The 13,709-nt window shown below is 68.7% G+C and carries 12 protein-coding genes; 6 read left to right on the plus strand and 6 right to left on the minus strand.

What is annotated here, in order from left to right:
* Nucleotides 1-30: 30 nt before the first annotated feature.
* Nucleotides 31-459, minus strand: coding sequence for a hypothetical protein (locus tag BHU15_RS27225; protein WP_069629606.1), 429 nt, complete (start codon nt 457-459; stop codon nt 31-33).
* 102 nt (nt 460-561) lie between these two features.
* On the opposite strand from BHU15_RS27225, the gene BHU15_RS27230 reads away from it, so the two are divergent.
* Complete coding sequence (locus BHU15_RS27230; protein ID WP_023538761.1) at nt 562-1,530, plus strand: diacylglycerol/lipid kinase family protein; 969 nt, start codon at nt 562-564, stop codon at nt 1,528-1,530.
* Nucleotides 1,531-1,847: 317 nt separating this feature from the next.
* Nucleotides 1,848-2,105 (plus strand): WhiB family transcriptional regulator, encoded by a 258-nt coding sequence (locus BHU15_RS27235; protein WP_004937597.1) that lies wholly within the window; start codon nt 1,848-1,850, stop codon nt 2,103-2,105.
* A 202-nt stretch (nt 2,106-2,307) separates the two neighbouring features.
* On the opposite strand, the gene BHU15_RS27240 is transcribed toward BHU15_RS27235, so the two are convergent.
* Nucleotides 2,308-3,801: a PAS domain-containing sensor histidine kinase gene (locus tag BHU15_RS27240; RefSeq protein ID WP_023538762.1), complete on the minus strand. Its 1,494-nt coding sequence runs from the start codon at nt 3,799-3,801 to the stop codon at nt 2,308-2,310.
* Nucleotides 3,802-4,295: 494 nt separating this feature from the next.
* Here BHU15_RS27240 and nagB point away from each other — a divergent pair, with 494 nt between their 5' ends.
* Nucleotides 4,296-5,078, plus strand: coding sequence for a glucosamine-6-phosphate deaminase (gene nagB, locus BHU15_RS27245; RefSeq protein WP_023538763.1), 783 nt, complete (start codon nt 4,296-4,298; stop codon nt 5,076-5,078).
* 32 nt (nt 5,079-5,110) lie between these two features.
* On the opposite strand, the gene BHU15_RS27250 is transcribed toward nagB, so the two are convergent.
* The 4 genes from BHU15_RS27250 to BHU15_RS27265 form a co-directional block, all read right to left on the minus strand.
* Nucleotides 5,111-6,643 (minus strand): glycoside hydrolase family 3 protein, encoded by a 1,533-nt coding sequence (locus BHU15_RS27250; protein ID WP_069629607.1) that lies wholly within the window; start codon nt 6,641-6,643, stop codon nt 5,111-5,113.
* A gap of 6 nt (nt 6,644-6,649) precedes the next feature.
* Nucleotides 6,650-7,552: a carbohydrate ABC transporter permease gene (locus BHU15_RS27255; protein ID WP_023538765.1), complete on the minus strand. Its 903-nt coding sequence runs from the start codon at nt 7,550-7,552 to the stop codon at nt 6,650-6,652.
* A complete protein-coding gene (locus tag BHU15_RS27260; protein WP_023538766.1) occupies nt 7,549-8,568 on the minus strand; it encodes a carbohydrate ABC transporter permease in 1,020 nt (339 codons plus the stop codon). Before BHU15_RS27260 ends, BHU15_RS27255 begins: the two co-directional genes overlap by 4 nt.
* A 182-nt stretch (nt 8,569-8,750) precedes the next feature.
* Nucleotides 8,751-10,052, minus strand: coding sequence for a sugar ABC transporter substrate-binding protein (locus BHU15_RS27265; protein ID WP_069629608.1), 1,302 nt, complete (start codon nt 10,050-10,052; stop codon nt 8,751-8,753).
* Nucleotides 10,053-10,332: 280 nt separating this feature from the next.
* Here BHU15_RS27265 and BHU15_RS27270 point away from each other — a divergent pair, with 280 nt between their 5' ends.
* The 3 genes from BHU15_RS27270 to BHU15_RS27280 all read left to right on the plus strand — a co-directional run bounded on the left by BHU15_RS27270 (nt 10,333) and on the right by BHU15_RS27280 (nt 13,688).
* Nucleotides 10,333-11,097: a GntR family transcriptional regulator gene (locus BHU15_RS27270; protein WP_023538768.1), complete on the plus strand. Its 765-nt coding sequence runs from the start codon at nt 10,333-10,335 to the stop codon at nt 11,095-11,097.
* A 186-nt stretch (nt 11,098-11,283) separates the two neighbouring features.
* Complete coding sequence (locus BHU15_RS27275) at nt 11,284-13,497, plus strand: carbon starvation CstA family protein (protein ID WP_069629609.1); 2,214 nt, start codon at nt 11,284-11,286, stop codon at nt 13,495-13,497.
* A complete protein-coding gene (locus BHU15_RS27280; RefSeq protein WP_023538770.1) occupies nt 13,494-13,688 on the plus strand; it encodes a YbdD/YjiX family protein in 195 nt (64 codons plus the stop codon). The genes BHU15_RS27275 and BHU15_RS27280 overlap by 4 nt, the downstream gene beginning before the upstream one ends.
* Nucleotides 13,689-13,709: the final 21 nt, after the last annotated feature.

The following is a 13,709-nucleotide window of genomic DNA, read 5'->3' on the forward strand; positions in this document are numbered from 1 at the left end:
GTGCGGCCCCTGCGACGTGTGTGGGGTGCTCTAGGGCGTGCCTTGGCGGCCGATGCCGAGGGCCTGTGTGGTCGCCGGGTTGATCAGCAGGACCAGCGCCGTCACCGCGACCACCGCGAGGGCGATCCCGGCCGGGATGAACGCGCCGCTGGAGTTCAGCAGCGTCCAGGCGACGGGCAGCGCCATGAACTGGGTGGCGACCGCGGGGCCGCGGCTCCAGCCGCGCCGCAGCAGCAGTCCACGGGCGGCGAGCAGCGGGATGACGCCGAGGGCGACGAGGGTGAGACCGCCCATCACGGACTGCTGGGGGTCGTCGGGGCGGCCGAGCAGGCCCATCACGAGCAGATATCCGCCGCCGACGACGAGCGCGAGGGCTTCGAGGCCGGCGCAGGCGGCGGCTGCCGTCAGCCGGCCGGGGCGGGGGCTCGGGTCGGGGGTGTTCTGGTCGCTGCTGCTCACCCCAGCAGGGTAGCGGCCCGGCCCGGGTGACCGGCCGGCCCCCGGACGCGCGCGGTCCGCCCGGGGGCGGGGCGGGTGTGCCTGGCCGGTAATGTCCTCCGTATGCGCGCACTCCTTGTGGTCAATCCAGCAGCAACCACCACCAGTGCCCGCACCCGCGACGTACTCATCCACGCGCTGGCCAGTGAGATGAAGCTGGAGGTCGTGACGACCGAGTACCGGGGGCACGCCCGCGATCTGGGGCGGCGTGCGGCGGACTCGGACGACATGGAGCTGGTGGTCGCCCTCGGCGGCGACGGCACGGTCAACGAGGTCGTCAACGGCCTTCTGCACGGCGGCCCGGACCCCGACCGGCTGCCGAGACTCGCGGTCGTGCCGGGCGGTTCGACGAATGTCTTCGCCCGTGCGCTGGGGCTGCCGAATGACGCCGTCGAGGCGACCGGCGCCATTTTGGACGCGCTGAGTAACCGGAGCGAACGCACTGTCGGTCTGGGACTGGCGGCCGGGACTCCGGGAACCGACGACGAATCAGTTCCCGCGCGCTGGTTCACTTTCTGCGCGGGATTGGGATTCGACGCGGGAGTGGTCGGCCGAGTCGAACAACAGCGGGAGCGCGGTAAGCGTTCGACGCACGCGCTCTATGTCCGCCAGGTGGTGCGGCAGTTCCTCGACGAGCCCCATCGCCGGCGCGGCATGATCACCCTCGACCGGCCCGGCGAGAAGCCGGTCAAGGATCTTGTGCTGTCCATAGTCTGCAACACCGCCCCGTACTCCTACCTGGGCAATCGTCCGCTGTACGCGTCTCCGGGCGCGTCGTTCGACACCGCTCTGGACGTGCTCGGACTGAGCAAGTTGTCGACTCCGGCGGTGGCGCGTTATGCGACGCAGCTACTCAATTCGACCCCCGATCGAGGGCCGCACGGCAGGCATGCGGTTTCGCTTCATGACCTGACCGACTTCACCTTGCAATCGAAGGTCCCACTGCCCTTCCAGATGGATGGCGACCACCTGGGACTGCGAACGAGCGTGACGTTCACAGGCGTACGCCGTGCACTGCGTGTGATTGTGTGAGTGGAAGTGGGGAAAGTCCTTTCACTCGAACGTTTAGGCTGGCATCCACCCCATGGAAGTACGGCTGTGACCGAGTCGACACCGAGGAATCAAAAAAAACTTTCCGGAAGGGGTTGTATCCGCCGCCGAGGTTTGCGAATCTCTACATGGCGCTCGGGACGGCCCGCAACACCGGCCTCCACTGAGCACCAGAACCCCCTCCTCAAGCCAGGACCACCCCAGTTCGTCTGGGCGTCGGCCCTTCCCTTGTCCGGGGATTCGTGAAAGCGTTCACATTCACAAGCAATCAGCACGTAACACCAAGAGAGGTAGCAGCCATGGACTGGCGTCACAACGCCGTTTGCCGCGAGGAAGACCCCGAGCTCTTCTTCCCCATCGGCAACACCGGTCCTGCGCTGCTGCAGATCGAGGAAGCCAAGGCCGTCTGCCGTCGCTGCCCCGTCATGGAGCAGTGCCTGCAGTGGGCGCTCGAGTCCGGTCAGGACTCGGGTGTCTGGGGTGGCCTCAGCGAGGACGAGCGCCGCGCGATGAAGCGTCGTGCCGCTCGCAACCGGGCGCGTAACGCGACCGCCTGAGACACCGCACCCAGCTTGAGCACGGCGGCGCGTACAGCGTGTACGCATAACCCCGCCCCCGAACCGCAGCGCGCAGTACCCCCCGATGCGCAACGTCACAGAGCTTGAGGCCGAGCCCCGGACCGTCACCACGGTCCGGGGCTCGTCGCTGTGACGGACGTCGCAGGAGAGGACGCTGTTGTGAAAGGCGTTCAGGCGTCGGTCACTTGTGCGGCTCGACCGGGATGTCGAGGATCACCCGCGTACCCCGCTCCTGGCCGGGCAGCATGTCGAACCCGCCGCCCAACTCCCCCTCCACCAGCGTCCGTACGATCTGCAGACCCAGGTTGCCGGCCCGCCTGGGGTCGAAGCCCTCGGGCAGTCCGCGGCCGTCGTCCTGCACGGTGATGAGCAGCCGGGCGTCCGAACGGCCCACGTCGCCGGGGCGTTTGGGGCCGTTCCCACCGCTGCGGACGGCGTGCACCTCGACCGTGCCGCGCTCCCCCGTACCGAAGGCGTGTTCCAGCGCGTTCTGCAGGATCTCGGTGAGGACCATCGACAGCGGCGTGGCGACCTCCGCGTCCAGAATCCCGAACCGGCCCGTCCGGCGCACCGTCTTGCCGGGCGAGATCTCCGACACCATCGCGAGGACCCGGTCGGCGATCTCGTCGAACTCGACCCGTTCGTCCAGATTCTGAGAAAGCGTCTCATGGACGATGGCGATGGAACCGACCCTGCGCACCGCCTCGTTGAGGGCCTCCCGGCCCTGTTCCGAGTCCATCCGGCGGGCCTGGAGCCTGAGCAGCGCGGCGACCGTCTGGAGGTTGTTCTTCACCCGGTGGTGGATCTCCCGGATCGTGGCGTCCTTCGTTATCAACTCGCGCTCACGGCGCCGCAGTTCGGTGACGTCACGGAGCAGGATCAGCGAACCGACGCGGGTTCCCTTCGGCTTGAGCGGGATGGCGCGCAGCTGGATGACACCGCCCGCGCTCTCCACCTCGGTCTCGCGCGGGGCGTATCCGCTGGCCAGTTTGACCAGGGCCTCGTCCACCGGGCCGCGCACCGGGGCGAGTTCGTCGGTCGTCTGGCCGAGATGGTGTCCCACCAGGTCGGACGCCAGTCCCAGCCGGTGATACGCGGACAGGGCGTTGGGGCTCGCGTACTGGACGACGCCGTCGACGTCGAGCCTGATCAGCCCGTCGCCGACGCGCGGTGAGGCGTCCATGTCGACCTGCTGGCCGGGGAAGGGAAACGATCCGGCGGCGATCATCTGTGCCAGGTCGGACGCGGACTGGAGGTAGGTGAGCTCCAGCCGGCTGGGCGTGCGGACGGTGAGCAGGTTGGTGTTGCGGGCGATGACACCGAGGACGCGGCCCTCACGGCGTACAGGGATCGACTCGACCCGCACCGGGACCTCCTCGCGCCACTCGGGGTCGCCCTCGCGCACGATCCGCCCCTCGTCCAGCGCGGCGTCCAGGAGCGGTCTGCGGCCCCGGGGGACGAGGTGGCCGACCATGTCGTCCTGGTAGGACGTGGGGCCGGTGTTGGGCCGCATCTGGGCCACGGAGACGTAGCGGGCGCCGTCGCGGGTGGGGACCCACAGGACGAGGTCCGCGAAGGACAGGTCGGAGAGCAGCTGCCACTCCGAGACCAGCAGGTGGAGCCATTCGAGGTCGGACTCGGTCAGGGCCGTGTGCTGGCGTACGAGGTCGTTCATGGAGGGCACAGAGGCGAGCGTACCCGTGGGGTGAACCGGGAGGGCGCGCGCGACGTGGTGGGGAGAGGGGCCGGAAAATGCCCTCCCGCATCCATGGACAGACATGAATGGTCTAGTCCACAATGCTGAAGTAAAGCTTCCGCCCTCCCCGCACAGGAGGGTGGAACGAGGTAACCGGCGCTCTCTGCCCTGACTGCGTCGATACCTCTTTCACGGCCCTCGTGGCCGTAGTTGCTCCGGGCTGCGGTGCCGGACGGGCTGAGGGTCCCGTCCTGGCGCCGCGGCCCGCGGGTGTTTCAGGGGCCGGGAAGCGGCCGGACCTCCCCGACGGCGCTCAAGATGGCCGGGGGACGGCGCCCACGAGGCCCGCACACGTCGACCACGGGAACGTGTTCCCCCGCAGGCGGAGGGGGCTCCATCGCCGCCCGACACTCTGCTAGATTGGTCTATACCACAATACTCAGCGGACCCCTAACCAGATCGGCAGGCGCAGCGTGGAAGTTGTCATCGTCCAGGACGCCGAGGCGGGCGGCGAACTCATAGCGGAGACCATCGCGAACCTGCTGCGCCGCAAGCACGACGCCCTGCTCGGGGTGGCCACGGGATCGACCCCGCTGCCCATCTACCAGGCGCTGACCGCCAAGGTCCGCTCCGGCGCGCTGGACGCGTCGGGCGCCCGTATCGCGCAGCTCGACGAGTACGTCGGCCTGCCGGCCGGGCACCCGGAGTCGTACCGCTCCGTGGTCCTGCGCGAGGTCGTCGAGCCGCTCGGGCTCACCGAGGACGCGTTCATGGGGCCGGACGGCGCCGCCGAGGACGTGCAGGCGGCGTGCGAGGCGTACGACCTGGCGCTCGCCCAGGCGGGCGGGGTGGACCTCCAGCTGCTGGGCATCGGGACGGACGGGCACATCGGCTTCAACGAGCCGTGCTCGTCGCTGGCCTCCCGTACCCGCATCAAGACGCTCACCCGGCAGACCCGGGAGGACAACGCCCGCTTCTTCGACAGCCCGGACGAGGTCCCGCACCACGTCATCACCCAGGGCATCGGCACGATCCTGGAGGCCCGGCACCTGGTGCTGCTGGCCACGGGCGAGGGCAAGGCCGAGGCGGTGGCGCAGACCGTGGAGGGGCCGGTGGCCGCCGTCGTACCCGCGTCGGCGCTGCAACTGCACCCGCACGCGACGGTGGTGGTCGACGAGGCCGCCGCGTCGAAGCTGAAGCTCGCGGAGTACTTCCGCGCCACGTACGCCTCGAAGCCGGACTGGCAGGGCATCTGACACCCCCGTCCGCACGCGCGTGTCCCCGGCGGTCAGACGCTCCGGCCCGTCAGGACCTCGGCCGCCGCCCGGCCGCAGACCGGCGCGGCGCCGTACGTGGCGATGTGCGGGCTTCCCGCGGGCTCGGCGTGGTTGACACCCATCTCCACGACGGCCGTGTCCGGGCGGGCCTCACGGATGCCGTCCAGGACGGCCGCCATCCAGGAGTGCCGGTGCAGGTCGCGTACGACGGCGACGATCCTGCGCTCCCCGGCGGCGGCGAGCACCTCGGCCGCGCCGCTCCCGCTGCCGTAGGTGCCGGCCTCGGTGCCCGGCAGCAGCGCCGTCAGTTCGGCGGCGACGCCCCAGGGTGTCTCGTCGCCGACGGCGATGTTCGCGACGGCCGCGAAGGAGGCGACGTACGGCGCCTCCTGAAGAGGTTCGACCGTGCCCGTCACGCGCACGGCGCGGCGGGCCGCGACCAGTCCGATGTCCGGTCCGCCGGCGGCAGAGGTGCCGGCGCCGGGCGCGGTCCCCTCCTGTACAGCCGCGCCCGGCCCCGAAGCACCCCTCACCCGGCGCGCCCAGTCGGCGAGGGCGCGTACCCGCGCCGCCGCGTCGGCCAGCCGCTCCTCGGGCAGTTCGCCTTCCCGCACCGCGTCGACCAACGCGTCGCGCAGTCGCAGGACTGTCCCCTCGTCGGCCAGGCCGCCGCCGACGCAGATCGCGTCGACGCCCGCGGCGATCGCGAGGACGGAGCCGCGCTCGATGCCGTACGTCGACGCGATGGCCTGCATCTCGATGCCGTCGGTGACGATCAGACCGCCGAAGCCCAGCTCCTCGCGGAGCAGACCCGTCAGGATCCGCGGGCTGAGGGTCGCGGGGCGGTCCGGGTCGAGCGCGGAGAGCAGGATGTGCGCGCTCATCACCGATTTCGAACCGGCGGTGATCGCCGACCGGAAGGGGGCCAGCTCACGGGCGTGCAGGGTGTCGACGCCCACATCGATGCGCGGCAGCGCGAGGTGCGAGTCGACGGCCGTGTCGCCGTGCCCGGGGAAGTGCTTGGTGCAGGCGGCCACCCCCGCGGACTGCAGCCCTTCTACATAGGCGGCCGTGTGCCGGGCCACGAGGACCGGATCGGCGCCGAAGGAGCGCACGCCGATGACGGGGTTGTTGACGTCGGAGTTGACGTCGGCGGACGGCGCCCAGTTGAGGTTCACACCGCACGCGGCGAGCCGGCTGCCCAGCTCGCGCGCGACGGCCCGGGTCAGCTCCACGTCGTCGACGGAGCCCAGCGCGTAGTTGCCGGGGAAGGACGACCCCTCGCGTACTTCGAGCCGGGTGACGTCGCCGCCCTCCTCGTCGATGGCGACGAGGATGTCGTTCCGCTCGGCCCTCAGCTGCGCGGTGAGCGCGGCCAGTTGGGCGGGCGTGTGGATGTTGCGGCCGAAGAGGCCGACGGAGGTGAGACCTTCACCGATGCGCCGCAGCAGCCAGTCCGGCGCCGTGGTGCCGTGGAAGCCGGGCTGGAGGACGGCGAGGGCGTCGCGGGTCAGCGTGTCGGGGCGGTGAGTGAGAGTGGTCATACAGCGCTATCCCTTTACTGCGCCGGAGGTCAGACCGGTCGCCATCTTCTTCTGAATGATCATGAAGAACACCACCACGGGCAGCGCGATCAGGGTCGAGGACGCCATCAGCGCCCCGTAGTCGGTGCCGCGCTCGGTGGTGAAGGTCATCAGCCACACGTTGAGCGTGTACTTGGAGTTGTCGTTGATCAGGATGTACGCGAAGAGGTACTCGTTCCACGCGTTGACCAGCGCGAAGATCGACGCCGCCGCGAGGCCGGGGGCCAGCAGAGGGAAGATCACCCGCCGGAAGGCTCCCATCCGCGTACAGCCGTCGACCATGGCCGACTCCTCCAGCTCCACCGGGATGTTCACGACGAAGCCGCGGATCATGATGATCGCGAACGGCAGGGTCGACACCAGGTAGACGATGATCAGGCCCCAGTACTCGTCCAGGCCCCCGATCGCGTTCAGCTGCGCGTAGATCGGGATGAGCATCGCCGTCGGCGGCAGCATCTGTACGAGGATCAGCACCATCAGCAGCGCGCGGCGGCCGAAGAATCTGAACCGGCCGATGGCGAGCGCGGCGAGCGTCGCGATGATCATGCCGCCGACGACGGCGGTGACCGAGACGATCAGGCTGGACTGGACGGCGGTGCCGAAGTTCGGCTGTTCGACCGCGCGGGCGAAGTTGTCGAAGGTGAGCGACGACGGCCACAGCGTCTGGTCGTAGGAGCGGATCTCGTGGTTGGGCCGCAGCGAGCTGATGACCAGCCAGTACACCGGGAACGCCATGACGACGGCGAAGAGGAGGCCCAGCACGTCGTACAGGCCGCGGCTCTTCTTGCGGTCCGGCCGCAGCTTCTGCCCGGCGACGGCGGGGGGCGGGGGCGGAACGGGCGCGGGCGCGGTGGAGGTTGAGGTGCTCATTCGACCTCTCCTGTCTTCATCAGCTGACGCAGGTAGTACACGGCCACGCCGGAGAGCAGCAGAACGGTGATCAGGGCGATCGCGGTGCCCTGGCTGAAGGAGGTGGACTCGAAGGCCTTGGAGAAGGAGTAGAGGCCGAGGGTCTCGTACTCCGGTTCGGGCTTGTTGCCGCGCAGCAGCCAGATCTGGCCGAACACGTTGAAGTCCCAGATCACCGAGAGCGTGGTCACCATGACGAAGACCGGGCGGATGACGGGCCAGGTCACGAAGCGGAAGATGCCGCGGACGTTGGCGCCGTCGAGGGCCGCCGCCTCCTCCAGTTCCCGGGGGACCTGGGTGAGGGCCGCGTACAGCGTGATCACGACGAACGGGATGGCGCCCCAGACGACCAGCAGCGTGATGATCGCGAAGCCCTGCCAGGGGTCGAGGAACCAGTTGTGGCCGAGGAAGTCGTCGCCGACGACCTTGGCTATCAGGGTGTTCAGCAGGCCGTAGTCGGAGTCCGACAGCCAGCGGAAGATCGAGGCGGCGACCATCAGGGGCATCGACCAGGCGGCGATCAGCGCCGCGGTCAGGGTCAGACGCACCCACGTGGACAGCCGGGTCATCATCATGGCGACCAGCAGGCCGATGGCCATGGTGAGGACGACGCAGACGGCCATGAACAGGACGGTGCGGCCGGTGACGTACCAGAACTCGCTGTCGCCGAGGATGTTGGTGAACTGCTCGAAGCCGACCCAGGGCGGCGACTCCCCCGTCCACAGCTCGCGCCGGCCCATGTCCTGGAAGGACATGATCACGGTCTTGGAGAGCGGGAACGCGTAGACGGCGGCGATGGCGAGGATCGCCGGAAGGATCAGGAGGAACGGGAGGAGTTCGCCCTTCTTGCGGCGTCTCTTCCCGAGGTCGCCGGCCGTCTCCTTCTCGGGGCCCGGCCGGCCGTCTGTCCCTTTCGGGTCACGCGGTACCGGGGGCGCCGGGGGTCCGGCGGCCTCCTGCGTGTCGGCAGCAGTCACGTGACTGACCTTCCGTTTCATTCTCTGCACCGAATCCGCGCCCGAAAGGGCGGGGAGCGGGGGCCCGGTGGTGACCGGACCCCCGCCCCCGCCCGCCCCGCCGAAGGGCCTCCGGGGGCGGGGGCACCGGAGGCCCTGGACTTGAGGACCCCGGGGACCTGAAGACCCCGGGGACCCAGGGGTCAGGACTCTTCGTTGATCAGCTCGTTGATCTTCGCGTCGGCGGCCTTCGTGGCGTCGGCCACGGAGTCACCCTTGAGGATCGACAGGAGCATGTTCTTCAGGACCTCCTCCTTCTCGATGGAGGTCCAGCCGGGCGCGATCGGCGTGAACCACGCGTCGGGCACGGCGTTGGCGATCGCGGCCGTCTCCGGCTTCGCCTTCAGCGGCTCCAGCTGCTTCTCGTTGTTCGGGAGGATGTTCTTGCTCGCCAGCACCTCCATGGACTTCTCGCTGGTGAACATCGAGACCCAGTCCTCGGCCAGGTCCTGGACCTTGGACTTGCTCGTGATGGCCAGGTCGGAGCCGCCGATGAAGGAGGGCAGCGCCTTGCCGTTCGGGCCGGGCATTCCGGCGGTGAGGATCTTGCCCTCAAGCTTCGGGTTGCCGTTGTTCTTCCCGTCGATGACGGAGCCGGACTCCCAGCCGTTGCCGTAGATGAGGGCCGCCTTCTCGTTGGCCATCACGTTGGCGTGGTCCTGCTCGTCCTTCGTCAGGTCCGCCTTGTTGTACTTCTTGACGAGGTCGATGAAGTGCTGGATGCCCTTCTGCGCCTCGGGCGAGGAGAGCGAGCCCTTCCACTCCTTCGCGCCCTCGTCGTACTCGGCGATCTTGCCGCCGTACGCGGCGACGTAGGACATCGCGGCGTACCAGTAACGGCCCGGCAGGTAGAGGCTGGAGAACCGCTTGTCCTTCTTGCCCTGCTCCGCCGCGACCTTGTCCATCGCCGCGAGCATCTCGTCCTCGGTCTCCGGCAGCGTGTCGAGGCCGGCGCCCTTCTTGAGCATGTCCGTGTTGTAGATCGCCACGCGCGCACCGGCGTAGTAGGGCACGCAGTACTGCTTGCCCTCGAAGGTGCAGGTGTCCTTCAGTCCCTGGATCCAGGTGTCCGAGTTGTCGTACTTCTTGGGATCGACCTCGGCGACCGCGCCGTTGAGGATGTACTGCATCGTCTCGGTGTTGCCGAGCTCGACGACATCCGGGAACTTGTCGCCACCGAGGGCGGTGTCGAGCTTCTTGGCCTTGTCCGCCCACTGCTGGTACTGGACATTGACCTTGACGTTCGGGTACTTCTCCTTGAACTGCGCGTTGACGTCCTTGACCAGTTCCGGCCAGGTGCTCTGCGCGTCCACCATCAGCCAGACGGTGACTGTGTCCTTGCGGTCCTTCGGGTCCTTCGCAGAATTGCTGTCGTCGGATCCGCACGCCGCGACCGAGAACATCATGCCCGCGACGCCGATCGCCGCGATGAGCTTGCGCTTCACGCCACCCTCCTCAGGGATTCCTGCAACCCCCTCCCCACCGCGCTGACTTACGACGAGTACCACCGGGGCTGGGACCTGGTCTTTAATGGTTTAGACCAGTACGGGGAGCTTGGCCTAGACCTTTAGGGGTGTCAAGGGTGTATAAGAGGGCTGTCGTGTCCGTTATCGGACCGACACCTGGATCGGGGAGACGACCCGCGACCGGACCGTGCCACGATGTGAGCCGCAACAGACGGAGGAGCCGGTGACGGCAGCAGCGCAGGAGTCGGGAAGGCAGACCATGGCCACGGACGGGGGCGGCAGCGAGACCGAGAACGGGGCGGCCACCCGTACCGCACGCGTGCCCAAGTACTACCGGCTGAAGCGTCACTTGCTCGACATGACGGAGACGCTGCCGCCGGGCACGCCCGTACCGCCGGAGCGCACCCTGGCGGCCGAATTCGACACCTCGCGCACCACCGTGCGCCAGGCGCTCCAGGAGCTGGTCGTCGAGGGCCGGCTGGAGCGGATCCAGGGCAAGGGCACGTTCGTGGCCAAGCCCAAGGTCTCGCAGGCACTCCAGCTCACCTCGTACACCGAGGACATGCGGGCCCAGGGCCTGGAGCCGACCTCACAACTGCTCGACATCGGGTACGTCACCGCCGACGACACGCTCGCCGGGCTGCTCGACATCACCACGGGCGGGCGCGTGCTGCGCATCGAGCGGCTGCGGCTGGCGAGCGGCGAGCCGATGGCGATCGAGACCACACACCTTTCGGCCAAACGCTTCCCCGCGCTGCGCCGTTCGCTCGTCAAGTACACGTCCCTCTACACGGCGTTGGCCGAGGTGTACGGCGTGCATCTGGCGGAGGCCGAGGAGACCATCGAGACGTCGCTGGCGACGCCGCGCGAGGCGGGGCTGCTGGGTACGGACGTGGGCCTGCCGATGCTGATGCTGTCGCGGCACTCGATCGACACCGCCGGGGAGCCGGTGGAGTGGGTGCGCTCGGTGTACCGGGGCGACCGGTACAAGTTCGTGGCGCGGCTGCGCAGACCCACCGACTGACCGCGCCCCCGGCGGTCCGGAATCCGCCAAAAGCGCATGTCGGAAGGCGTGTTGAGAAACCGACGCAGGAGTACGGCGGGCACACCGTTGCCGTACCGATATGCGGACGGGGGGTGACGCATGCCGAGACGTTCCCTTAGATTTCCTGCGAGTTTCAGCAGGTGACCAGTGAGGGGACGACTCGCCATGCCAGAGCCGGCACCAGCAAGGTCCACGCAGGACACAGAGGGATCGTCCGGGCGTCTGACGCCGAGATCGATCGCGGTCTGGGCGCTGGTCGCCCTGGTGGGCGCGGTCGGCTGGGGCGTACTCGCGCTGTCGCGCGGTGAGGAGATCTCCGCCGCCTGGATGCTCGCGGCGGCACTCGGCTCGTACGCGATCGCCTACCGCTTCTACGCGCGCTTCATCGCGCGGCGGGTTCTGAAGGTCGACAAGACGCGGGCCACGCCCGCCGAACGCCTCGACAACGGTGTCGACTTCCACCCCACCGACCGGCGGGTGCTCTTCGGCCACCACTTCGCGGCCGTCGCGGGCGCGGGACCGCTCGTCGGGCCGGTGCTGGCCGCCCAGATGGGCTATCTGCCGGGCACCATCTGGATCGTCGCGGGCGTCATCTTCGCGGGCGCGGTCCAGGACATGGTCACGCTGTTCTTCTCCACGCGCCGCGACGGCCGTTCGCTCGGCCAGATCGCCCGTGACGAGATAGGCCCGTTCGGTGGCGCCGCCGCGCTCATCGCGGTCTTCCTGATCATGATCATCCTGCTGGCGGTGCTGGCCCTGGTCATCGTCAACGCGCTGGCCGACTCGCCGTGGGGCGTCTTCTCCATCGCGATGACCATCCCGATCGCGCTCTTCATGGGCGTGTATCTGCGCGTACTGCGGCCGGGCAAGGTCAGCGAGGTCTCGCTCATCGGTGTGGCGCTGCTGCTGCTCGCGATCGTGGCCGGTGGCTGGGTCGCCGAGTCCTCGCTCGCCGACACGTTCACGCTGGAGGCCGGCACGCTGGTCATCTGGATGATCGTCTACGGCTTCCTCGCCTCCGTACTTCCGGTCTGGATGCTGCTGGCGCCGCGCGACTATCTGTCGACCTTCATGAAGGTCGGCACGATCGCGCTGCTGGCGATCGGTGTGGTCGTCGCGATGCCGACGATGAAGATGGACGCGGTCACGGAGTTCGCGAGCCGTGGTGACGGTCCGGTCTTCGCAGGTTCGATGTTCCCGTTCGTCTTCATCACCATCGCGTGCGGCGCGCTGTCCGGATTCCACTCCCTGGTCTCCTCGGGCACCACGCCGAAGATGGTGCAGAAGGAGACCCAGATCCGGATGATCGGGTACGGGGCGATGCTCACCGAGTCGTTCGTCGCGATCATGGCGATGATCACGGCGTGCATCATCGACCCGGGTCTGTACTTCGCGATCAACTCCCCCGCCGGAGTCATCGGCGGCACGGTCGAGTCCGCCTCGGCGGCGGTCGCCAACCTCGGCTTCACCATCTCGCCGGACCAACTCGCCCAGGCGGCGAAGGACGTCGAGGAGTCGAGCCTGCTCTCCCGTACGGGTGGTGCGCCGACGTTCGCGCTCGGTATGTCGGACATCTTCTCGTCCGTCATCGGCGGCGCGGGGATGAAGGCGTTCTGGTACCACTTCGCCATCATGTTCGAGGCTCTGTTCATCCTGACGACGGTGGACGCGGGGACGCGCGTCGGCCGCTTCATGCTCCAGGACATGCTCGGCAACGTGTACAAGCCGATGCGCCAGGTCAGCTGGAAGCCCGGCGTCTGGTTCGCCAGCGCCGTGGTCGTCGGCGCGTGGGGCTACTTCCTCTGGGTCGGCGTCCACGACCCGCTGGGCGGCATCAACCAGCTCTTCCCGCTGTTCGGCATCGCGAACCAGCTCCTGGCGGCGGTGGCGCTCGCCGTGTGCACCACGCTGCTGGTGAAGTCCGGGCGGCTGAAATGGGCCTGGGTGACGGCAGTTCCGCTCGCCTGGGACGCGGCGGTCACGCTCACCGCGAGCTGGCAGAAGATCTTCTCCGACGACCCGAGGGTCGGCTTCTTCACTCAGCGCGACGTCTACCAGGCGGGCATCGACAAGGGCGAGGTGATCCCGCCGGCGAAGACGATGGACGACATGCACACGGTGGTCACCAACTCGACGGTGGACGGCGTCCTTTCGGCGGTCTTCGCGATCCTGATCCTGGTGGTCATCGCCGACGCGGGCCGGGTCTGCTACAACGCGATCCGCCATCCGGAGAACGTGAAGCTGTCGGAGACGCCGTACGTGAAGTCGGAACTGGTCGCACCGGCGGGCCTGATCGCGACGAAGGAGGAGAAGGCCGAACTGGAGGCGGCGAAGGCGTCTTCAGGTTCGGGGTCGGGTTCGGGGTCGGGGACGACGTGAAGGTACGCCAAGCGGTAGGCCGGATCCGCTGGTACGTACGCGAGTTGACGGGCGAGTCCGCGTACGACCACTACGTGGCCCACACCCGTGCCTGCGACCCGACGACGGAGCCCCTGACCCGCCGCGCCTTCGAACGCGCCCGGATGGACGCCCGGGAGGCGGACCCGAGGGAAGGCTTCCGCTGCTGCTGAGCACGGCGAAGGGCCGCCGTC

It is taken from the genome of Streptomyces niveus, from assembly GCF_001723055.1.
Classification (GTDB): Bacteria; Actinomycetota; Actinomycetes; order Streptomycetales; family Streptomycetaceae; genus Streptomyces; species Streptomyces niveus.